Origin of the sequence: Cocleimonas flava (genome assembly GCF_004339015.1) — a bacterium.
Lineage (GTDB): Bacteria > Pseudomonadota > Gammaproteobacteria > Thiotrichales > Thiotrichaceae > Cocleimonas > Cocleimonas flava.
In genome coordinates this window covers 106,634-128,898 of sequence record NZ_SMFQ01000002.1, presented here as the reverse complement: position 1 = coordinate 128,898, position 22,265 = coordinate 106,634, and the positions used below count along the sequence as shown (strand labels likewise).

Here is a 22,265-nt window from a genome sequence, read left to right as displayed (position 1 = left end):
CCATTATGATCATTTAGCAAAATCAGTGCCAAATCTAAAAGGAATGCTGAAAATAATGACCAAATAGGCTAAATATAAGATACATAAAGACTTTTAGATTGCGGTTGCCGAACATAGGCGGCAAATTCACCGTAATTTATATAAGTAAGGCATAAAAATAGGTAAAAAATGTCCCATATTCATTTTAAGAGTGGATTATTTGGGCGTATATTCTCGAGGACGCAATGAGCTCTACATTAGAAGTTATAGATAATCCAGAAAGTCAGGCAATAGAAAGCAATGAGAAACCTTTAAGTTTTAAGCGGAATTCAGTACTGATACTGGATGACGAGCAGGGTATACGAAACTTTCTGCAAAAAGGTTTGGAAAAAGTATTTGGCTTAGTAGAAGTTGCAGAGGATGTTGAGGAAGCCGAAGCACTAAGACAGCGTTGTAACTTTGATTTGATCATCTCCGATATTCGCCTACCCGGAAAGTCAGGTGTTGACTGGGTAACTGAAATTCGAAGTCAGGGCAGTACCACATCGGTCATTTTTATTACGGCGCATGCCAGTCTCGAAACTGCTATAGCTGCATTACGGGTGGGTGCGAGTGATTTTATTATGAAGCCATTTCGCATGGACCAAATGATGGCATCAATAGAAAGTTGCATGGCACACCAGCAGATGCAAAGAGAAAATATCGTGTTGAAACGCCAGGTAGATCAACTCTACGATAGCGGCATGATTGGTGATTGCGACACGATGAAAAGCGTCTGCGAGGTCATTAAAAGAATAGCGCCAATGCCAACCACTGTGTTAATAGGAGGCGAATCGGGTACAGGTAAAGAATTGGCCGCCAGAGCTCTGCATCGTTGGAGTGGTCGAAAAGGCAGTTTTGTTCCTGTTAACTGTGGTGCAATCACAGAAGAGTTAATGGAGAGCGAATTCTTCGGCCATACCAAAGGTGCATTTACGGGGGCACAAAAAACCCGCGAAGGTTTATTCACCTATGCCAATAACGGCACCTTATTTTTAGATGAAATCGGTGAAATGCCGATGTCGATGCAAGTCCATCTATTAAGGGTTTTAGAAGAAAAAGTCATTCGACCTGTGGGTTCTAATCGTCAAATTCCTGTGGACGTTCGAATCATCGCTGCGAGCAACAGAGATTTAGAAGAAGAAGTCGAAAAAGGTAATTTCCGACAAGACCTGTATTACCGATTAAATGTGGTTAACGTTCGCATGCCACCGTTGCGTGAGAGAATGGATGATATACCTGCGCTGGTTCAACACTTTTCCCAAACCTTATCTTCAGATTTAGGGGTGGATGCTCAAACAATATCCGGCGAAGACTTACATCAGATGCGCGATTACCACTGGCCAGGAAATATTCGCGAACTGCGAAACGTTATAGAGCGCTGTTTGTTACTAAACCTGAAGCCAGGGCAGTGCATTTCTGCTGAAGCGGGAGAGAGCTCTCCAGCCGGTTCTGTAAATAACAGTGCACTTTTGGAAGATATTGAAAAAAATCACATTCTTAAAGTGCTTGAAAGCGAAGACGGGAATAAATCTGCAGCGGCCAGAATTTTAGGGGTTTCTAGAAAAACGCTGGAGCGTAAAGTAAAAGCCTGGAACGAACTTTGATTTATGGGCTTTATCGGTAACATTCAACGGGCTGTTCGCCATAAAGTAAGATACAAATTATTACTGCTCGTTTTGTTCCCAATATTATTGATCATGCCAGTCGCATTAGGGCTGGCTATTTATTGGGGTAAGAACTTTACCTACGAACAATTATTTCTCAAAGTCAGCACTGACCTTGCTGTTTCTCATGATGCGTTTAACCGCATTCAAGGGGATTATTTAAACCATTTAACCAGTCTGGCCGAATCCCATCAATTTCGCACAGCCTTAGAATCGGGAAACCAGTCATCTGTTTTCGAACAGGTTAAGGCGTTAAAAGATAAGCAAAATTTTTCTTTCCTCAAGGTTATTTCAACAGAAAATGATCAGCAAAATATTTTAAAAAGCAGAAGAAACTCTTCTAGCTTATTAAACGCATTAAAAGGCCACGAAAGTGTGGGGGTGGAAATTTATTCACCAGAAGAGTTACAGGCAGAAGATCCAGAGCTTCAAAAGCGTGTTGAACTTCCCATTTTACAAACCCCAAGAGCGAGACCAAGCAATCGGACTCAAGAACAGCGGGCAATGGTGATTCGCGCGCTTTACCCCGTTAAAGATTCACGAGGTGAAGTGGTAGCCCTGTTAGATGGTGGTGTGTTACTCAACGGTAATTTCCAATTTGTTGATGCTATACGTGATCTCGCCTATGGCCCCAATAGCTTACCCAAAGGGAGTATCGGAACGGTTACCGTTTTTATCGATGACGTAAGAATTTCAACCAATGTGCCTCTGAATGAAGGTGAGCGTGCGCTTGGTACGCGCGTATCTAATGAAGTTAGAACCAAAGTATTAGATAACGGCTCAACCTGGATAGACCGCGCCTTTGTAGTAAACGATTGGTACGTCTCTTCCTATGAGCCGATTGTAGATGTAGATGGCAAAAGAGTCGGAATGCTCTACGCAGGCTTTTTGGAAAAACCCTTTCGTGATGAACTCTGGAATGCATTGCTAGCCCTTGTCTTGATGTTTCTTGCCCTGATGTTAGTGTCCGCATGGGCTGCTATTCGTGGTGCCCGCAGAATTTTCAAACCCATCGAAAAAATGAGTAATGTGGTGCATGCGACCCAAGAGGGAAGTGCTAAGCGTGTGGGGTTGATTACGTCAAAAGACGAGCTTGGGACACTCTCGCGAGAATTTGACGATATGCTCGATCAATTGCAGCTACGCAATCAAGAAATACAGGAATGGGCAGATTCACTGGAAGACAAAGTAGAAAGCCGCACGGCAGAATTAAAACAAAAGAATCAGGATTTGGAAAACAGCATCCAGTTGCTGCGACAAACACGTCAACAATTAGTGGTAGCAGAAAAACTGGCCGCCTTGGGGGAGTTGACCGCAGGTGTAGCGCATGAAATTAATAATCCGACAGCTGTGATGTTGGGTAATCTCGATCTCATGGTGGTTGAATTAGGCGATAACGCTAAACCTGTGCAGAAAGAAATCGATTTGGTTATTGACCAAATCTACCGGATTAAAGACATTATCAATCGATTACTGCAGTACGCACACCCAGATGAGTATTCTGGCTACATCAATATGATTGACGTTAATCTGTTAATTAAAGATACGCTGAAGTTGGTTAATCACTTGAATCAGGGTAAGTCGATTGAATTTAAGATGGACTTTGAGGCGACTCAGCTGATAGAAATAAACTCTCAAGAGTTACAGCAAGTGTTGGTGAATTTGCTGGTAAATGCAATTCACGCCTTAGACAGAGACGACGCGCAAATTACCCTTGCTTCCCGTAACTGGAAGGACAAAGGGGTCGTTATTAGTGTTACCGATAATGGTAAGGGGATCGATAAAGAACATCTTGCGCAGATTTTTAACCCATTCTTTAGTACTAAAGAACAAGGCGAAGGGACCGGGTTAGGTTTATCCATTAGTTATGGATTAGTGCGTCGTTTTGGTGGAAATATCACCGCAGAATCTGAGCTGGGTGAAGGTTCTACGTTTTCCGTTTGGTTGCTAAGTGAACCTCAAATCATGGAAGATGAAGAGGCAATCGCAGAGCAATTAAGCATCATCGAAGAAGCAACAATCTAGATCTCCCTTTGCTGTACTCACTGCTTGCTGTATTTGCTGATCAATTCAGAAATTAAGGCATTATGAGTTTCATCGGCGAATGTCTTCGGCGTTAAGCCTTCTTTATTTGCGATGCTCAACTGTTTTTTACTGCCTTTCTCTAACAGTGTTTTGACAACTGCTGGGTGCTCATTATAAATCGCCAGCATCAATGCGGTATTTCCGTGGTTGTTTTGTAATGTAGTATCAGCGCCAAATGCAATAAGTTGACGCACCACGAGATTGTGATTACGAGAAGCAGCAATCATCAAAGGATCATAACCGTTGTAATCTCGCACTGAGATATCAGCTCCCAGTTCGATTAACATAGCTGTTATCGCAGTGTGGCCATACTGTGCAGCAATGATTAAAGGTGTTGATTTTTGAAAGTTTCGCGCTTCAATATCAGCACCATACGACAATAACAATGCTGTCATATCTACTTTTCCTGAGTTTACTGCTGCCAGTAATGGTGTTTCATCGTTATAGCCTTTGGCATTAACATCGACACCTTTGGCGAGTAAGTCTTTAACCTTCTCGATATCCCCTTCATAGGCGCTGATTAACAGCATTTCCTCGCTTTCTGAATTATCAATTGCGTTAACACTTACCGCGGTAAATAGCAGTAAGAAAGCCACAAGAGCAAATCTGGCGTTGAGATGTTTGGAAAGTTTGAGAGACGTTGACATAATAATAATCCTTTTATTGGCTGTTACTTTTTTTCGTAACATTTGCCGGAACACTCACAAAATCACCATGAAAATCGGGGTTCTGCCAGTCAGCGCTATCCGCTAGCTTGTTTTTATCGGGTTTAATTCTAGAGATGTAATCAGAGACTGCGCGAATATCAGCATCTGAAAAAGCGGCAATTCTCTTTTCCATTTTTTTATCACCATTCTTACGCAATCCGTCCTTTATCCATAAAGTTTGGCGAAATAAATATTCGTAATGCTGACCCTGCAATAAAGGATAACCCTTTTCATTATTACCTTCTGCGTGTTTGCCATGGCAACTTTCGCATTGGCTGGTATAGAGCTTTTTGCCTTTATCCAAATCATCGCCTTGTCCCACTGAGTTCTTCGGTATCATGGGGAGCGTCGCGATATAACTTACAACATCAGCCACATGTTGATGGCCTTTATCAAAAATCTCATCGGAAAACGGAATCATCGTAGGTACCGCTCGATTCCCCGACTTGATATCGATTAACTGTTTAATGAGAACGTTGGGGTGTTGTCCTGACAATTGTGGGTAATTGCCTTCTTCTGATCCCCAGCCTTCAGGGGTATGACACAAGGCACAGGTATGAAAAGCGTCTTTGCCTTTTTTGGCGTCACCTTTAAGTGCCCCTACTGATGCTACAGACGGTTTAGCAATTAATGGAGCCGCAACTGCAAAACTGATAAAGAATTGACTGATAAGACCCGTCAACATAATACGAACAAGCAAATGCTTAGTGTGAATGTTTGATTTCATGTATGCCCCGTTTTTTGCTTTTTATTTTTTTAAGCCAATTATTTAATCATTCATTAAGTTAAAAAATAAACTCAATGGATAAACTGGTAGCTAGGTTAATAGTATAGATAACCTATCAACAAGTAGTGTGAGATTAACAAGTGGTTGATCTAACGCAAGTAAATATACGCATTCGCGTTATCATGAGGATGATAAATGATTTGCCCTGATCTGGGTAGTTGAAAAAAACGCCTCAAAGTAGGGGGGTGGCTTAGGTTGTTGTGAAAATCAGATTTGGGTGGTGTAAATACCACCCAAATCATGAAAACAAATATAACTCTCTAAAACGGGCTATTAAACACGCTCAGAAAATAAAGCGACCAGCTTATCCTGATCGGCAGCAAATCCGCGAATACCTTGCGCGAGTTTTTCAGTTGCCATCGCATCTTCATTCATCATCCAGCGGAACGTTGTTTCATCCAGTTCGACTTTTTCTTGGGCTTCGCCAGTATTCTCTGGGTCTAGTTGCTTAACTAGCGTTCCTTGGTCTTCGCGTAACTCTTCAAGGAAATTTGGGCCGATGGTTAAATAATCACAACCCGCTAACGCTTCGATTTCTCCGCTGTTACGGAAACTCGCACCCATCACAATCGTGTTGTAGCTATGTTGTTTGTAATAGTTATAAATTTTAGTGACAGACACTACGCCCGGGTCTTCACTCGGTACGAATTCCTGTTGCTCACCGTTGGCTTTATACCAATCAAGAATACGGCCGACAAAAGGTGAGATTAAGAATACCTTTGCCTCCGCACAGGCAACCGCCTGAGCAAAACCAAATAACAAGGTTAGGTTGCAGTTAATACCTTCCTGTTCCAGTTGGCGCGCCGCTTGAATGCCTTCCCAAGTCGATGCAATTTTGATCAATACACGATCTTTAGCCACACCTTGTGCTTCGTATAAGCTAATCAACTTTTTCGCTTTAGCAATTGTTGCTTCAGTATCAAAAGAAAGACGTGCATCAACTTCTGTGGATACACGACCAGGAATCACTTTTAAAATCTCACAACCAATAGCGACACCAAACTTGTCCATAGCATCGTCTATTTTGCTGTCACTGGCAGAACCTTCCGCGGTGCTCAATGCCTGATCGATATAACTCGAATAGTCCGCATCTTGTGCAACTTTCAACAATAACGAAGGATTTGTCGTCGCATCCTGTGGTTTGTATTCTTTTATCGCCGCCAGGTCGCCAGTATCAGCAACAACGACAGTCATTTCTCTTAATTGGTCGAGTTTATTCACTTCTTCTCCTTTGTATCTTAAACGCAATGTAAGGCTGATTGCATTGTGATGGTTGATTTTATTATTCGCTGTAATTGTAATCGATTAATACTTTATTGTTACATAAGCCTCACAGTCTGGCGAATATCTAATACTAATTATTCGAAGCATCAACAATCTGGATGTCCGCACACTATGCATTAGTACCTACAGCACGTTTAAAATCCCTAATTACCTAGGTTTATTAAACGGATGTTTCGTGAAGTTATCTAAAGTATGAATAAAAAAGTGCCTGAAAGTAGGGGGGTGTACAATAGACACACACCAAACAACAAACGGCTACTGTAATGACCCTAACCCAATTGAACAATTTCAAACAAAGATTACTTAAACTGCAGCAAGGTCTGCATGAATTAGAAGAAGAATTTGCTCAATCTGGCGAGACTGTCATTCTTGATCAAAACAGTGTGGGCCGGCTTTCGCGGATGGATGCAATGCAAAGCCAGCAAATGTCATTGGAAGCTTCTCGTCGTCGGGAAATGCAGGCGGATAACATTGAAGGTGGTTTACGCCGCATTGAATCGGGACAATACGGCTTTTGTTTCTATTGTGAAGAAGCCATCGATATCAAACGCTTAGATGCTGACCCAACCTATACACGCTGCTTAAAATGCGCCGATTAGAGAAAGGTTTGGGATGAGGTTCAAGCAATAAATTAGGCGCTTTCATTTCAATCTTTCGTTTGGTTTTTTATTGGCTTTCATCAAGATTATGTCTTACATCAAGATTATGTCTCTCATCAAGTTAATGACTTTCAACTAATCCACATCTCAACTCTCATGCTAAAGTATTGTTATTAACTAAACTTAGTAACTAAGCTTAGTTACATTAACGAACTCAGACAATTTCCAATAGAGTATTTGAGCATGAAACAGAATAAAACCAGAACCGTTACCGATAGCATGGGTGAAATAGAAATCCCCGTTGACGCACTTTATGGTGCTCAAACACAACGGGCGATTCAGAATTTCCCACTCAGTGGCATTCCGATGCCGAAAGAATTTATTCAGGCGCTTGGGTTAATAAAAAGTGCGTGCGCGCATGCCAATCATAAGCTGGGTTTACTCGATGAAAGCACCGCGCAAGCCATAGAAAAAGCCGCTTTGGAAATTGCATTAGGGCAGCACTATGAGCAATTCCCTATCGATGTATTTCAAACGGGTTCTGGCACCAGCACCAATATGAATGCCAATGAGGTGATCGCTAATCTCGCGAGCAGTTATTCTGGTCAGAAAATTCACCCTAACGATCACGTTAATAAAAGCCAAAGCTCCAACGATGTTATTCCGACCTGTATTCATCTCAGCATTGCGCTGTCGGTTCATAATAAGCTGTTGCCAGCGCTTGAGATTTTGAGACAAAGCATCGATTCAATCGCCGCAAAACAAGGCGAATTGATTAAAACTGGGCGTACTCATTTGATGGATGCAATGCCGATAACCGTTGCTCAAGAACTTAGCGCGTGGACATCTCAAATAAACGCACACAAACAGCGTATAACGAATATCGCTGAAGAAATGCAAAGCAATCTAGCCATCGGCGGCACTGCCGTAGGCACAGGTATCAATGCGCACCCTGATTTTGGGAAACTGGTTGCTAACTACTTATCAGAATTTACATCGCGCCAGTTTCAACAAGCTGAAAATACTTTTCGAGGTTTAAACTCACAAGATACCGCAGTAAGTCTTAGCGGAGAATTCAAATCACTCGCCACCAGTCTGATGAAAATCAGTAATGATCTACGCTGGATGAATAGCGGTCCATACGCAGGTTTAGGTGAAATTCAATTAGCCGCCATTCAACCAGGTAGTAGCATCATGCCAGGTAAAGTAAATCCAGTGATACCCGAAGCGGTATGTATGATCGCGGCCCAAGTCATAGGTAACGATGCTGCACTAACTATCGCAGGGCAATCCGGTAATTTTCAGTTGAATGTGATGTTGCCACTGGTTGCCCACAATCTTCAGCAAAGTGTCGATATTCTCGCATCGGGTTCGAAGGAACTTGGCCAAACCAGTATTGCCAATATGCACTACAAGCAAGAAAAGTTAGCGCAAACACTGGCGCAAAATCCTATCCTGATAACCGCTTTAAATTCGGTTATCGGTTACGAAAAAGGGGCGGCAATCGTCAAGCGCACCAATGCCGAACAACGCCCGTTAATTGACGTCGCATTAGAGATGACAGATTTAGACAGAGAAACCTTAGAGCGTTTACTCGATCCCACTCAGTTGACCAAGCCAACAGAATAAAAATAAATAAAACGCTGGTTAAGTATTGATAACTTACATTATTTATTCGAATAAATAGGATAAACTCCACCGAAACTCGCTGTTCAATCATTTTAAGTGAAGCTATATGTTCCCTAGATTTTTATTATTACTACCATTATTTGCCACACACTCACTTTTCGCTTCACCTGATTTTTGTAGTGAGCAACAAGAGCCAAAACCCATCTTCTGTCAGGACTTCGAGAACCGCGAAACCGGTTTATATACCGAAGAAGATCTCGTCGAAGACTGGCCAAATCTGCAAAGTTTAAGCACTAAAGTTCACTTCTTAAACCTTGGGGTAAGTCAAAATCGTGTGAATGTGGTTGATAGAAAAATCGATGAAAACGACAATCACATACTAAAAATAAAATACCCTGAAAACTTATTCGGTTCTGCGCTTACGGGCGCAACCTGGGTGATGAAATTTCCTGAAAAATACGAACAACTCTCGCTCGAATATAAAGTCATGTTCAAAGAAGGCTTTTTATATGACCGCGAAGGACTCTTTGGTGGCAAGCTTCCAGGTCTAATGGGCGGAGAAACCATCAGTGGCGGCGCAACAGCAAACGGAAAAAACGGCTGGACATCTCGCATCATGTGGGGTCAATTAGGTCGCGGACTTGGCTATCTTTACTATCCGGATATGCGCGATGACAAATACAATCAAGACGCTTGCCCGCGTTATGGTTTAGATCATGAACTCTGTGTCATCAAACGCAATAAGTACTTCACTTTCGATGACGACAGCAGCAAAAAATGTTTATCCGAATGGGCCGCAGACGAATTCGAATTCCGTTTTAAAACAGAGCGTTTTTATAAAATAAAACAGTTTATTAAAATGAATACCTTGCCTGAGAAAAACACAGATAGCGTAACTACTGAAGATAAAGTTGCTACCACCGATAAAATTGCAGAAGGTAATCGTGACGGACAACTAAAAATCTGGCTTGACGACAAACTCGTTGTCGATTGCAACAATATACGTTTTCGTGATGTGCCCGAACTCTCTATAGATTCCTTACTCTTCAGTACGTTTTTTGGCGGCAATACGCCAGAAAGCTCATCGCATCCGCACGATGAATATATTTACTTTGATGATTTTGTCGTCAGGGAAAATTAGTAACAGCAGTTATTATTTGTGTTATTCAGGTAGCTATATTAAGCCGCTAATTAAGGGCTTGGCCAAGTCTAATAGCGAATGAAGCCTAGTGCAGGCTTCCCAGCTTTTCTTTGCCACGGCGTGCAGTAATCGACTCACCATAAACACTGACATGTACTGCTTTTATTAATTCCTGAATATCTTCGTCAGTCACAAGCTCCAACTCAACACCTGCCTGCATAAAACCTTCACAGCGATGCTTATCCGCATCAGCGATTTTACCGCCAGCTCTCGCTACAGTCATCGACTCACGCAGCTGTGCTTCAAGGTTTTTAAGGAATTTTTCTTTTATATTGGTCACGTGTTTGTCTCTTGATGTGTTAATTGCTTATCTGATATTTAATTTCAACTAAACGTGAAAAAGTTAGGTCGAAAAGCGTGTTGCAGGAGTGTATAGCAACACGCTGTATTAAGAAACCAAGATAAGAAATCAAGATAAGAAACTCAATCCCGTATCTTTGCTATTCATATTCCCACATAACGCTCTTCTGTTGCTTGATAGATAATCGTAACAACTCCATCAATGGAAAGGCTCTGGCTTTAGCGCTGACAATCTGTCTTTCGATGGCTTTGCGTTCATCATCAAAAACCTCATCGCCAAACTCCATTGGTTTTTCTGTTTTCGCTTCAGCTTCTATAGAGGCTTCAAGGTGGTCTAGTGCCGCCTGAAGATCTTCAGGATTAATTGCTCCGGGAATATTTCCGGTCATATCCATCGCACGTAGCATTTTTTTCGCCTGATCTTCAAACATGGAAAGCGTTTGACCCGATGTACTACTGAATTTTACTAACATAATAACTTTCTCAAAATAACAAATCGACTAGGTCGGAAAAGTATGGCCTGACAAGATGCGCCATCCGTATTGGCAATCCCAAAAGGCCAGCATACTTTTAAGGTATTAAAACAGTTGGGCTTCCATCCAGAACCGTTTGCATTGCCTGTGTTCCTGCCGTTTTACTGCCTAAACGCGCAGCGGGTTTATTCCCATTATTCATTTTAATCATCGACCCTTTTAAATTTAAGGTGCCTGATGTATTCATATTTAAGATGCCTGATGCCTTAAAATTAATATTGGTTGCCTTAAACTCAATAGTGCCTTGTGTTTCAAAAGTTATATTAGGGCCAATAACCTTTATCTTTTCCGTAAGCGGTTCCAGAGCCTTAATTGTTTTTTGTAACTCTTGAATCTGTTGTTGTAACTTTTGAATAATTTGTGCGTCATTCATTATCAATCTCCCTAATTATCGGTTATTAAACCTACTAAAAATTTCACCTGTTTACGTTGTGTTTTTTAGACATAATCATTGGGGGGAAGTCATTTGACAGCGGTTTTGATGGGCGCTTTTAATGTCTTTTAAGAGTATAGACTATTTACTTTTGAATGTTTCTTAGATTAGTTTTTAGAGTAGTTCTTAGAATAGACATTAAGCCACCCCCCACCTTTGGGGCACTTTTTTAAAAAAACGGCTTTAAAGTAGGGGGGTGACATAAACCTATCCAATCGTATCTATTTAATAAAACAACGCTTCAAATTGAGTGATTAAATTTTTACGTTGAAAAATTATACATGCTATGTAAATAACTCTCATTCAAATGATTTATGTGTCGATAAATCATTGATACTTAATCTGATTTGCTCTGCACTAAACTCCCTTAATCTAAACTTAACAAGGACTTAGCGAAATCGATGCCAAAATTTGTATATTTTTCGATTTATACACAAGCAAAAAAGCAAGTATTAAAATGTCATAAAAATGTAACATCCGCTCTTTTTTTGCTTTTCTTGCTTAATTAGTCTCTGTAAGCTATTGAATAATAATGATTAATGCTGATTGGTTAAAAATTAAGCAATTAGTAAAAATCCTATTTGTGCCGCCCTCCTTAGGATTAATTCATAGTGATATGCACAGACTTATCCACAGATATTGTGGACAAGTTGACGTAAAAAAATAATCAAGTTTTTTATTTTAGGATTGAAGAAAGTTTTCTGAATGCTAATGATCTATTTTAGGATGAGTGGTCTTTTAATCTTGCAATAACGTCCGTGAGTTTTTGTATCAAACGTCTATTCATTTTCTGAAAGCCATTTCAATATATAAGAATATTCTAATAGACTTTCTTTGCGGATGGGTATAAATTTTGTCTGTGGACAGTAAACAGGTGTTTGCTGTTAATAAGGCGAGTTCCCCGAAAAACGAACCTTAGTTTCTTATCTATTCTCATCGCTTAGGGTGAGTGTTTAAATTACGAGAGGTTGATTCAAATGAATATTAATATCGGTAAATATGAACGTGTTATAAGAGTGATCGCAGGCTTGGTTATTTTAGCTTGGGGTGTTTATGCGAAAAACTGGTGGGGTCTGATTGGTGCTGTTCCGTTATTAACGGGATTAGTAGGCTGGTGTCCACCGTATGCGATGTTTGGTATTAATACCTGTTCAGTGAAAAAGGATAAGTCATCGTCTTAGTTTTTTATTTTCGTAAAGTATTCATAGACCCACCCCCCTACTTATAGGTACTTTTTTAAATAAGTGCCTATAAGTAGGGGGGTGGGTCTACTCTTCTGTTTTAATCTTTTTCTCGTATAACGTATTTAAAGCCTACCTTATTTCATCCGAACGCAAGGTCTTGTAGTATCATTCTTTCAAATGTACACTGCGCGCCGTTAGACGCTATTCTGTGTTCTGTATTTACTCTTAAATTATTTGTTAGCTTTAATTTCTGGCTAATGAGTGACTCATCCCATTAGGATTCCAATGAAAAAGACTTTTAAGCTAGTACACCCGAAAATCAAAACACCTCGTATCGTCGATTCGATTAAACACGAGATCAAAAAATTCCTGAAAAAAGAACGCAGCAAAAACTTACCGACTGATGCCAAGTATTGGAGCTTCGATTGCAAAGTTGGCCAAACAGAAGAAACGGCAAACAAAGTACCGTTGTTAGCACTCACCGATAGCATTGATGATTTAGTCGTCAATAATGCGAAAACCATCTACGTGGAGTTAACGGCTAAAGGCGTTGCAACCATTGATGAGAATGATTAAGGAATAGTTTGCTGATGACTGTCTTAAGTCATTTTGTGCTATTTATTTCCGGTAATGTTCGGTAATACTTTGTGGATGACAAGATTGAATTGTCATCTCTGGTTTGGGCACATATTAATGTTTCCCAAACACCTGCAAACGCTTTCTGCTTTTGCTCTATGTAAAAAAACGCCCCCAAAGTAGGGGGGTGACTTTCTGTTTTTTTCTTCAAAAAATAACCCTTCCTAATTTAATAATTGTCAATTACTCCCCTTATCTAAAGCCTTATGCTTTTTTCATGAAAGGTTGCATTTAGCCCTGTGTGGCTTGATTTTTCTATTCTCATTAATCTTGGGGCTTGGGAGTTTTATATGAAAAGTGTTAAACAGATATTGATGGTTTTCGCGCTGGTTTTTGTGGCATTTTCACAAGGCGTGTATGCAGATTCTGATGGTAAAAAGTTATTCGTAAATATAACCAGTGATGACATTAACAAAGCAGCAATGGCGATTGGCTTTAGCATGAAGGTGCGTATGGAGAAGAAAATTCCGGTGACAATTTTCCTGAATGTTGAAGGCGTAAGAATCGCGGATAAGAATATTCCTGAGCATAAACATTCGACGGGTAAATCATTAAAAGGAATGTTAGCTGATTTTATGCAAGCGGGTGGCAAGGTCATTGTATGCCCTATGTGCATGAAGAATGTTGGTGGTTTGAGTAAAGAAGATCTTATTGACGGTGTGGTTGTAGGCGGTTCGGATGTGACCTGGCCTGCGTTGTTTGCCGATGATACAGTGGTTTTGAGTTATTAATCTAATCTACTCTAAATTCGAGATATAAAAAAAGCGCTCTTACTGAGCGCTTTTTTTTGGAGAGTTGTTTTTTAACTTGGGCTAACTTATTTTGCGGTACTGAATTTTCTAATTATGATTTAGTTTCCAGCGCTGTATATATTGCTTGCTGGTACTTGTTTATTTTCTATTTCTATTTCTATTTTTTAACTTCTAACTTCTAACTTCTAACTTCTAACTTCTAACTTCTAATTTCTAATTTCTAACTTCTAACTTCTAATTTCTAATTTTTCATTCATCAGGTGGCTGCGTTTAACTTAATAAAAAAGGCAAGTTGAAAGCGACCAAGAAAGTGATAACGACTAAATAAGGGATCATCTCTTCAAGTGTTTCCATGATTTTATTCCTATGTTTTCCTATAAAAGATTCATGTAATACGTTTAATCAAACGAGTGTTAATTGTTATGCAGAGAATAAATTAAATCAAACGATAGTTATTTTTGGATAGATTAAGCTACACTTAATCTATGGAGATAAGACATTTACAAGCGTTAATCACGGTGGCGGAAGCTGATTCTTTTGCAGATGCGGCGGAGCTATTATTTATTACACCCGCAGCGGTTAGCCAGCAAATCCGACAATTGGAGGAAGAGTTAGACCTGCAATTGTTTGATCGATCTTTGCGACCACCTCGTTTAAATACAATGGGCGAGTCATTACTAGAGCGTGCGCGTAAACTGGTTGAGGAGTTTGATGATTTTAAATCTACCGCGACCGAGAGTACCATTCGTGGACGGTTATCCATTGGTTCCATCAACGGTATCACGCCATCACTATTGCCAGAAACATTACGTTCGCTGGTTAGGCGCTACCCTCAAGTTAGGGTGCGTATCGAAGAAGGTCAATCGCAAATTCTCATGCGACGGGTAATGCGTAAAGAACTGGATGCAGCTATCGTTAGTGATGTCACTGAGCTGCCTGAGTCTATGGAGCGAATTCCTATTTTCAGCGAGCCTCTGGTGGTAATTTCAGATTTAACCAAAAACCCGCAATCGTGGCGAGAAGCGCTCGAAGCTGATCATTTTATTCGGCTCAATCGAAATGCAGGTTTAGGTATTCAGATTGATAAAGCGCTGAAACAGTTTCATCTAAATGTAGACGAAGCGATGGAGCTAGACTCAACAGATTCCATCGTGCAAATGACTCTGGCTGGGCTTGGTAGCGGAATTGTTCCCATGGGCAGAGTGTCGCCAGAAGTCGCGAGAAATCTAAGAATATTCCCTTTTGGTGAACCGCAAGTGCATCGCCATGTAGTGCTGGTGCAAAGAAAAGGCACATCATCGTCTGAGCTTTCACAACTGTTGTATCAGGAATTGCAATCGCAGTTAGCCGAACGAACGTGACAGCAGTGAATTAGCCTACATAAAGGAATCTAAATGATTGCCTGAGATGCGTTGAAAAAAGTCCCTCAAAGTAGGGGGGTGGCTTTGTTTGTTTATTCTTTGACCAACTCTCTCTTTTAGCTTTTTTTAATCGGTGTAAACATACCGTTGGTATGTATCTCCCCAATAAAAATGAACTGCTGTGAGACATTGATTTTCTTGCCCCTTATCGATGTCTATTGTGATGTCCACTGTTGATTGATGCATGCAGAAAATAGTTGCCAATTCTTTCGCGAATTCACTCGCTAAAAAGCTAGCTAGCAAACTGACGGATTGGCTGATCGCATTATTTGTGGCAAGCGTGTTGATCTGGTTTACGGTGACGCAACCAATTTTTTCTTTCGCTCAGCAAGATTCAGCTCCCGAGATCGATGTGAAACGTCTGGAAAGGCATGTCAGTCTGCTGACGAATAAATATGCGCCACGTACCCTCGACAGCGCACAATTAAAGAAAACCGCCAAATATATCGCGAATGAATTTATCGGTTTGGGTCGGGTTGAATATCAAACGATCGAAACGCTGGCGGGTAATTATCAAAATGTATTACTCAATTTAGGCGCAGATTCCAAAGATATTTTTGTGATTGGCGCCCATTATGATGCGGAAAATAGTTCGCATGAAACCGAAGGCAATGCATCTGGTGTATCGGCTTTAATAGAGCTGGCGCGACACTTATCAAAGAATGCAGAAAAGTTACCGTTACGAGTGGTGTTAGTCGCGTATCCCTTATCCAGTAATCAATCGAATCGCATTGAAACTACCGGTAGCTATATTCATGCGAAGTCCTTAAAAGATTCCGGAAAAGAAGTGCGTTTGATGGTGTCGCTAGACAGCGTCGGTATCTATAACTCGGATAAGCAAAGCCAGAAACATCCGTATAATTTTATGAAACTGTTTTATCCAGAGCAGGGGAATTACATCAATCTCACCGGACGTTTAACGGATTTTACCGAAGTAAGGCAGTTGAAGCGCAGTTTTAAACGCGTGTCGAAATTGCCGCTTTATTCGCAGAGTATTCCGCAAAATCTTTTAGGGTCGAAATCGGTCGATCACCAAAACTATTGGAAAATGGGTTATCCCGCCGTGTTGATGAGCGATACCGCAGAGCTGAGAACAAAGGGTGAGCCAAAAACGGGAAGGGGACGCAGTCTATCAAAATCAACCGCCAAGCTCGAGCCTGAAAAAATGATCGATTATGAAAAGATCGCAATGCTGGTACAGGGTTTATATCAGGTGGTGATGGATTCTGGAGAGCCAGCGAATAAGCCTTTGATTGCCGAGCAACGCAAGGGCTTATCCGCTGAATTGTAGTTTAAAGATCTCTTTAAAAAGTGAGTTCTTATCCAGCGTTTTTAATCACATTCATTGGACCACCTCTAAACGGGGCAAAACCTGTTCCAAAAATCACGCCAGCATCGAGTAAATCAACGTCTTCTACCAGTCTTTCATCGAGACATTTCTGTGACTCGTTTAAAAACTTATCGATGAGACGCTTTTCTAATTGATCAAGGTCACCCCCCCACTTTGGGGCGTTTTTTTCCTTAACTTTCTTATCTGCTTTCCAATTATAGAAACCTTGTCCTGATTTTTTACCTAATCGACCGGATTCTACTTCACTATCCAGAGTGTTTGGCAAGGTCACGCCGACCTTATCTGCAAGAATTTTCCCCACGTGCAAACAGATATCCAGACCGACAGTATCAGCCAGCTCTAACGGTCCCATTGGCATGCCGTAATCGACAGCGACTTTATCGACAACAGCGGCCGGAACACCTTCCTGATGAATCGTTACACCTTCAAGAATATAAGGCATCAAAATACGATTGATCAAAAAGCCCGGTGAGCTTTTGACAGGTAACGGCAGTTTGCCAATATGAGCGCCAAACGATTGAGCCAATTCTATGACTTTAGGATCTGTTTTATCAGGAGTGTAGATAATCTCTAATAACGGCATTTTAAACACGGGATTAAAGAAGTGCAGGCCGACTAATCGTTCTGGTTGCTTCATGACTTCTGCAATTTCATTTAGCGTAATACTAGAGGTATTGGTCGCGATGATCGCGTCTGGTTTAGCTTTGGCTTCGACGTCTTTGAATATCGTTTGCTTGGCTTCAAGGTTTTCAAAAATGGCCTCGATAATTACATCTGCTTTGCTAATTCCGTGGCCATGTAAATCAGGGATGAGATTATCCTGAGCATTCATAATACGGAATTTGTCTTTGCGGTAACGGCGTTTGAAACCTTTTACAGCTCTCCCCACCACGCGGCCTAATGCATCTTGGCTAAGGTCTTGAATGGTGACTTTAAAACCTTGCATAGCACACCATGCTGCAATGTCGCCACCCATCACGCCACCGCCGATGACATGAACATGTTTGGGTGAAAAGAGTGATTTATCACCCAATGCTTTCAAACGATTTTGTAAGAAGAACACACGTACCAGATTCTGTGCAGTTTCAGTCATCGCTAACTGCGCAACAGACTCTGCCTCGGCAGCGTACATATCATTGCTTTTGCTACAGTGCATTTCCCAAATATTGATTAAGGCGTAAGGGGCAGGGTAGTGCTCTTGCTTGGCTTTTGAGGCAACCTGTTTGCGCATTTGCATTGCGACTAGTTTTCTCATCGGTCCAGCTTCTAGCAACATTGCAGATTTGGGCGCTTGTTGTTTCGGTGGTTTGCGTAAAGCCGTTTGAATCGCAGAGGCTTTTAGCTGGCGTAATGGTACGCACAAATCCGTTAGTCCCATTTTTTTAGCCTGGCGCGGTAATACATTTCTACCCGTTAGCATCAATGGCATTGCGGCTAATACACCCATACGGCGTATCGAGCGAACCGTGCCACCAAAGCCAGGGTGAATGCCTAGTTTGACTTCGGGCAGTGAAAGTTTGGTCGATGGTGAATCGTCAGTGACTATATAGTCACAAGATAATGCAATTTCTAAACCGCCTCCCATGCAAAAACCTTGAACCATCGCCACAGTGGGAATCGACAAGTCTTCAATTTTTTGACAGGCAGCCTGACCTGCGTGGATAAACCCCAAGGCTTGTGTCGTGTCGGTGACTTCGGTGAATTTTTTCACATCTGCACCCGCGATAAAGCCGCTGGGTTTGCCCGAATGAATAATTAAGCCTTTTATGCCGGACATGGCTTTGACTTCATCACAGGCTTGTGATAGTTCTGCAACAACATCAGGGTTAATCACATTTGCTGCTTCGTCTTTAACATCGAGTGTTAACCATGCGAGTTCATTTTCAACAGAGAGTGAAAGGTTTTCGTAAGTGTTTTTGTTATTTTCTATACTGTTGCTCATACCGCCTCCACCAACATTGATCCACCTTGACCACCACCAATACAAAGTGATGCGATGCCTTTCTTGGCATTTTCCCGTTTAAGCACATGCGCCAAATGAAGCACAATGCGAGCACCACTCGAACCTACTGGATGGCCGAGTGCAATTGCACCCCCATCAACATTGAGTTTATCCATCGGAATTTTTCCTGCTTCCTTGAGTAAGCCTAATTCATTCTTACAGTATTCTGTGTCGTTCAGTGCCAGCACGCAGGCTTGTACTTGCGCGGCAAAGGCTTCGTTGATTTCCCAGTAATCTATATTTTCCATAATCAAATGGTGGAATTTCAGTGTTTCTACAATCGCATGCGCCGGACCTAATCCCATTTGAGCGGGATCTAAACCAGCCCATTGGGCAGGGCTTAATTGGGCGATAGGTGATAGCTTGTATTTTTTGACGGCGTCTTCGCTGGCAACGATTAAACTGGTTGCACCGTCTGTGATTTGTGAGCTATTTGCTGGTGTCACTTTTCCATAAGGTTTATCAAAGAAAGGTTTGAGTTTGGCAATTTTTTCTACCGAACTATCAGGTCGAACGCCATCATCTGCATCAAACATCTTTCCTGAATCATCATAAATCGCTTCGATTTCTTCAAGCGAACCTGCTTCCATCGCGGCGACTAAACGCAAGTGACTTTGTACCGCGTATTCGTCCATTTGCTCACGGCTAATATTGAATTTATACGCCAGATTTTCGGCAGTTTGACCCATATTCAAACCCACTACAGGATCAGTTAAACCACGCAGAAGCGCAATAATTGGCGCGAAATAACGGCCTTTTAATTTACCTAGTGCTTTGATTTTTGCGCCTGCAGATTTTGCTTTATTCCAGTTGGCTAACCAGTGCACCATGTCTTGTCGCAGTAATAATGGCGCTCTACTCATGGCGTCAACACCACCTGCCATAATCATGTCGGCGTATCCGTGCGAGATATTTCTCACTGCATTATCGATAGCTTGCATGCCTGAGGCACAGTTGCGTTGCACGGTGAAGGCCGTGAGTTTATCGCCACCACCCATGCGTAATGCGATTACACGTGAGATATTTGCCTCGTCTTCACTGGGCATCATGCAGCCATAAATAACCTCATCCAGATCAGATGCTTCGAAAGGTTGTCTTAACATAAGTGGTTTAGTGGCGCCGAGTGCAAGTTGCGTCGCACTGAATAATCCGGGTGCACCCGGTGCTTTTAAAAATGGCGTGCGCGCACCATCGACAAGATAAACAGGTCTTGCGATTTGCGTGCTGGTTTTCGATCTAGAGGTTTTAGGCACGGTTTAATTCCTTGGTGGTAAAGTGGTCAACGCGGATAGCTTCTCTGGTTGCTAGCCACAATTCATGTAATTGTTTGCCCTCAGCTTCGGTCAATAATTCTTTGTCGACAGCTTCTTGCATGCGCTCTTCATGTGTTCTGCTACTCAGTTTGTCTTCTTTCATCAGCTTCTTGAACTTGCTTTCCAGAGCTTCGGCTTTAATTGCCAGATTGAATGCGTGTTCGATTCTGCCGGCAGGATCATTTGGGTCATCGGTAAGATAACAACCTTCGGTTAAACGATCACGTGTTGCAGAAGGGCTTAAAGCCAGTTGAGCTACTTCGTGAATCAATTTATCTGAAGGTGGCGAGTAGGGCTTGCCGAATGGGAACATTAATGCGCGCAGGGTTTTGGCAATGGGTGAAATGGGTAAGTTGTAAAAAACCGCTAACATCGCCTGTTGTGCATCGTGCATGGTTGACTGACAGGCGTAATGCAATAGCGGAAGATCAGCTTCAGGCTCGCCCTGATCTTCAAAGTGCTTTAATGCCGCTGAACACAAGTACATATTGGCCAGGATATCGGCAAATCGACCCGAGAGTCTTTCTTTGCGTTTAAGACTTCCGCCGAGAGTTAATAATGCATAGTCAGACAATAATGCGAAGCCTGCACTTAAGCGTGTGAGTCGACGATAGTATTGGCGCGTTAATGGTGTACCGGGTACTTCAAAAATAGCATTGGTTAAACCGAACCAGACACTACGAGAGAGGTTACTTACAACAAAGCCGATGTGTGAGAATAATTTTTCATCAAGAGTTTTAAGATCATCTTCCTGTGTTGCTTTCATGATATCTAATAGATAAGGATGGCAACGAATAGCGCCCTGACCAAACACAATGAGTGTGCGCGTAAGGATATTGGCACCTTCAACCGTAATCGCAATAGGAACCGCCTGATAACCACGGCCAAGTAGATTCGATGGGCCAAGGCAGATACCTGATCCACCCTGAATATCCATTGCATTATTAATCACAACTCGCATTCTTTCGGTAAGTTGGTATTTGAGTAATGCGGTTACCACAGCCGGTCTTTGGCCTTGGTCTAACGCAGTTGTGGTGAGTTTTCTCGCGCCATCCATGATGTAGGTATTGCCAAGAATTTCCGCGAGTGGTTCTTCAACACCTTCGAACAAGCCGATAGGTAGACCAAACTGTCTGCGCACTCTGGCGTAAGCACCGGTGTAACGTGAGACTAATTTAGCTGCGCCAGTTGATTGTGCAGGCAGTGAAATACCGCGACCTTCGCCCAGGCATTCAACCAGCATGCGCCAGCCTTTACCAACATTTTCGACGCCACCGATGAGCCAATCCATAGGGATAAATACATCTTTGCCCCAGTTAGGACCATTCATAAAAGGACTGTTAAGAGGGAAGTGACGTTTGCCGATATCGATGCCTGGTGTGTTGGTTGGAATCAACGCAACGGTTATGCCGATGTGATCGCCATCTCTTTCAATATCATCACTTAATAATTCATCAGGATCGTAAAGCTGAAAAGCTAAACCGAGTAATGTCGCCACTGGCGAGAGAGTGATATAGCGCTTTTCCCAATTCAGTCCAATACCGAGGACGTCTTTCTCACCATTGAATTCTTGTTTGCAAACGATACCGATATCCGGGATTGAACCTGCGTCACTGCCTGCTTCTGGTCCAGTTAAGGCAAAACACGGGATGTCTTTACCGACAGCGAGTCGCGGCAGGTAAAAATCTTTCTGGTCTTTATTGCCATATTTCATCAGCAACTCACCGGGGCCAAGTGAGTTCGGCACCATAATGGTTACAGCTGCAGTTATGCTTCGACCTGAAACTTTCATCACCACTTGTGAGTGAGCGTGCGCAGAAAATCCTAAACCGCCATATTCTTTGGGAATAATCATGCCAAAGAAACGGTTTTCTTTTATATAGTCCCAAACTTCGGTAGGTAAATCTTGAAGTTCGTGGGTGATTTTCCAGTCATCCAGCATGCCGCATAGCGTTTCTACCGGGCCATCAAGAAATTCTTGTTCTTCTTTGCTTAATACGCTTGAAGATAAATCGCGCAAACGCGTCCAGTCTGGTTTTCCTGAAAATAGTTCCGCATCCCACCAGACATTTCCGCCATCGAGTGCTTCCTGTTCGGTCTTCGAGATAGTTGGAAGATTGGCTTTAAGCAACTTCATCGCAGGTTTGCTTATCAGCGATTGACGTAAACTCGGGATATTAATCAGGGTGATGATCAGCAGTACAGGAACCCAGATTACCAAAAGCCAACTGAATAAAGCACCTGAAAACGCAGTGACTACAAGCCAGGCACCGATTGCCCAGCTTGCGTGGTTTAAGGATGAACGCAAATAGCCGACGACCCCTATAATAATTAGTAGTGCTAACAACCAAAGCATGGCTTTT

The 22,265-nt window shown here is 42.0% G+C and carries 19 protein-coding genes; 10 read left to right on the top strand and 9 right to left on the bottom strand.

What is annotated here, in order from left to right:
* Window positions 1–224 precede the first annotated feature (224 nt).
* Together EV695_RS00585 and EV695_RS00580 are read left to right on the top strand one after the other, a co-directional pair.
* Window positions 225–1,625, top strand: coding sequence for a sigma-54-dependent transcriptional regulator (locus EV695_RS00585; protein ID WP_131903989.1), 1,401 nt, complete (start codon window positions 225–227; stop codon window positions 1,623–1,625).
* A gap of 93 nt (window positions 1,626–1,718) precedes the next feature.
* The gene (locus tag EV695_RS00580; RefSeq protein WP_165874586.1) at window positions 1,719–3,710 is read left to right on the top strand and encodes a sensor histidine kinase; all 1,992 of its coding nucleotides are present in this window, start codon (window positions 1,719–1,721) and stop codon (window positions 3,708–3,710) included.
* Between the two features lie 17 nt (window positions 3,711–3,727).
* Here EV695_RS00580 and EV695_RS00575 read toward each other — a convergent pair whose 3' ends face one another.
* From EV695_RS00575 to tal, 3 genes are all read right to left on the bottom strand, one after another.
* Window positions 3,728–4,417 carry an ankyrin repeat domain-containing protein gene (locus EV695_RS00575; RefSeq protein WP_165874585.1) on the bottom strand — a complete coding sequence of 230 codons (690 nt, stop codon included), beginning with the start codon at window positions 4,415–4,417 and terminating at the stop codon, window positions 3,728–3,730.
* 13 nt (window positions 4,418–4,430) lie between these two features.
* Window positions 4,431–5,204 carry a c-type cytochrome gene (locus tag EV695_RS00570; protein WP_207906910.1) on the bottom strand — a complete coding sequence of 258 codons (774 nt, stop codon included), beginning with the start codon at window positions 5,202–5,204 and terminating at the stop codon, window positions 4,431–4,433.
* A 333-nt stretch (window positions 5,205–5,537) separates the two neighbouring features.
* Window positions 5,538–6,485, bottom strand: a complete 948-nt coding sequence (tal, locus tag EV695_RS00565; RefSeq protein ID WP_207906909.1) for a transaldolase — start codon at window positions 6,483–6,485, stop codon at window positions 5,538–5,540.
* A gap of 326 nt (window positions 6,486–6,811) precedes the next feature.
* On the opposite strand from tal, the gene EV695_RS00560 reads away from it, so the two are divergent.
* The 3 genes from EV695_RS00560 to EV695_RS00550 all read left to right on the top strand — a co-directional run bounded on the left by EV695_RS00560 (window position 6,812) and on the right by EV695_RS00550 (window position 9,917).
* Entirely contained in the window at window positions 6,812–7,147 is a 336-nt protein-coding gene (locus tag EV695_RS00560; RefSeq protein WP_131903986.1) for a TraR/DksA family transcriptional regulator, read from the top strand.
* Between the two features lie 243 nt (window positions 7,148–7,390).
* Window positions 7,391–8,776 carry a class II fumarate hydratase gene (locus EV695_RS00555; RefSeq protein ID WP_131903985.1) on the top strand — a complete coding sequence of 462 codons (1,386 nt, stop codon included), beginning with the start codon at window positions 7,391–7,393 and terminating at the stop codon, window positions 8,774–8,776.
* A 106-nt stretch (window positions 8,777–8,882) separates the two neighbouring features.
* The gene (locus tag EV695_RS00550) at window positions 8,883–9,917 is read left to right on the top strand and encodes a polysaccharide lyase (RefSeq protein ID WP_131903984.1); all 1,035 of its coding nucleotides are present in this window, start codon (window positions 8,883–8,885) and stop codon (window positions 9,915–9,917) included.
* An 85-nt stretch (window positions 9,918–10,002) separates the two neighbouring features.
* Here the strand turns inward: EV695_RS00550 and EV695_RS00545 are convergent, their stop codons facing one another.
* From EV695_RS00545 to EV695_RS00535, 3 genes are all read right to left on the bottom strand, one after another.
* Window positions 10,003–10,257 (bottom strand): hypothetical protein, encoded by a 255-nt coding sequence (locus EV695_RS00545; RefSeq protein ID WP_131903983.1) that lies wholly within the window; start codon window positions 10,255–10,257, stop codon window positions 10,003–10,005.
* Window positions 10,258–10,417: 160 nt separating this feature from the next.
* Window positions 10,418–10,750 (bottom strand): DUF1840 domain-containing protein, encoded by a 333-nt coding sequence (locus EV695_RS00540; protein ID WP_131903982.1) that lies wholly within the window; start codon window positions 10,748–10,750, stop codon window positions 10,418–10,420.
* A 97-nt stretch (window positions 10,751–10,847) separates the two neighbouring features.
* Window positions 10,848–11,183, bottom strand: coding sequence for a PAAR domain-containing protein (locus EV695_RS00535; RefSeq protein ID WP_131903981.1), 336 nt, complete (start codon window positions 11,181–11,183; stop codon window positions 10,848–10,850).
* A 1,037-nt stretch (window positions 11,184–12,220) separates the two neighbouring features.
* On the opposite strand from EV695_RS00535, the gene EV695_RS00530 reads away from it, so the two are divergent.
* The 5 genes from EV695_RS00530 to EV695_RS00510 all read left to right on the top strand — a co-directional run bounded on the left by EV695_RS00530 (window position 12,221) and on the right by EV695_RS00510 (window position 16,527).
* Window positions 12,221–12,424 carry a YgaP family membrane protein gene (locus tag EV695_RS00530; RefSeq protein ID WP_131903980.1) on the top strand — a complete coding sequence of 68 codons (204 nt, stop codon included), beginning with the start codon at window positions 12,221–12,223 and terminating at the stop codon, window positions 12,422–12,424.
* Window positions 12,425–12,712: 288 nt separating this feature from the next.
* On the top strand, window positions 12,713–13,003 hold the full coding sequence (locus tag EV695_RS00525; protein WP_131903979.1) for a DUF6172 family protein: 291 nt from the start codon (window positions 12,713–12,715) through the stop codon (window positions 13,001–13,003).
* Window positions 13,004–13,353: 350 nt separating this feature from the next.
* Window positions 13,354–13,794, top strand: a complete 441-nt coding sequence (locus EV695_RS00520; RefSeq protein WP_131903978.1) for a DsrE family protein — start codon at window positions 13,354–13,356, stop codon at window positions 13,792–13,794.
* Window positions 13,795–14,300: 506 nt separating this feature from the next.
* Window positions 14,301–15,176 carry a LysR family transcriptional regulator gene (locus EV695_RS00515; RefSeq protein WP_131903977.1) on the top strand — a complete coding sequence of 292 codons (876 nt, stop codon included), beginning with the start codon at window positions 14,301–14,303 and terminating at the stop codon, window positions 15,174–15,176.
* Window positions 15,177–15,420: 244 nt separating this feature from the next.
* On the top strand, window positions 15,421–16,527 hold the full coding sequence (locus tag EV695_RS00510; RefSeq protein ID WP_131903976.1) for a M28 family peptidase: 1,107 nt from the start codon (window positions 15,421–15,423) through the stop codon (window positions 16,525–16,527).
* A gap of 28 nt (window positions 16,528–16,555) precedes the next feature.
* Here EV695_RS00510 and EV695_RS00505 read toward each other — a convergent pair whose 3' ends face one another.
* From EV695_RS00505 to EV695_RS00495, 3 genes are read right to left on the bottom strand one after another with little or no spacing between them, the layout of a single operon-like run.
* Window positions 16,556–18,529 carry a 3-hydroxyacyl-CoA dehydrogenase NAD-binding domain-containing protein gene (locus EV695_RS00505; RefSeq protein WP_131903975.1) on the bottom strand — a complete coding sequence of 658 codons (1,974 nt, stop codon included), beginning with the start codon at window positions 18,527–18,529 and terminating at the stop codon, window positions 16,556–16,558.
* Window positions 18,526–19,842, bottom strand: a complete 1,317-nt coding sequence (locus EV695_RS00500) for an acetyl-CoA C-acetyltransferase (RefSeq protein WP_207906908.1) — start codon at window positions 19,840–19,842, stop codon at window positions 18,526–18,528. Before EV695_RS00500 ends, EV695_RS00505 begins: the two co-directional genes overlap by 4 nt.
* The gene (locus EV695_RS00495) at window positions 19,835–22,258 is read right to left on the bottom strand and encodes an acyl-CoA dehydrogenase (RefSeq protein WP_131903974.1); all 2,424 of its coding nucleotides are present in this window, start codon (window positions 22,256–22,258) and stop codon (window positions 19,835–19,837) included. Before EV695_RS00495 ends, EV695_RS00500 begins: the two co-directional genes overlap by 8 nt.
* Window positions 22,259–22,265 lie beyond the last annotated feature (7 nt).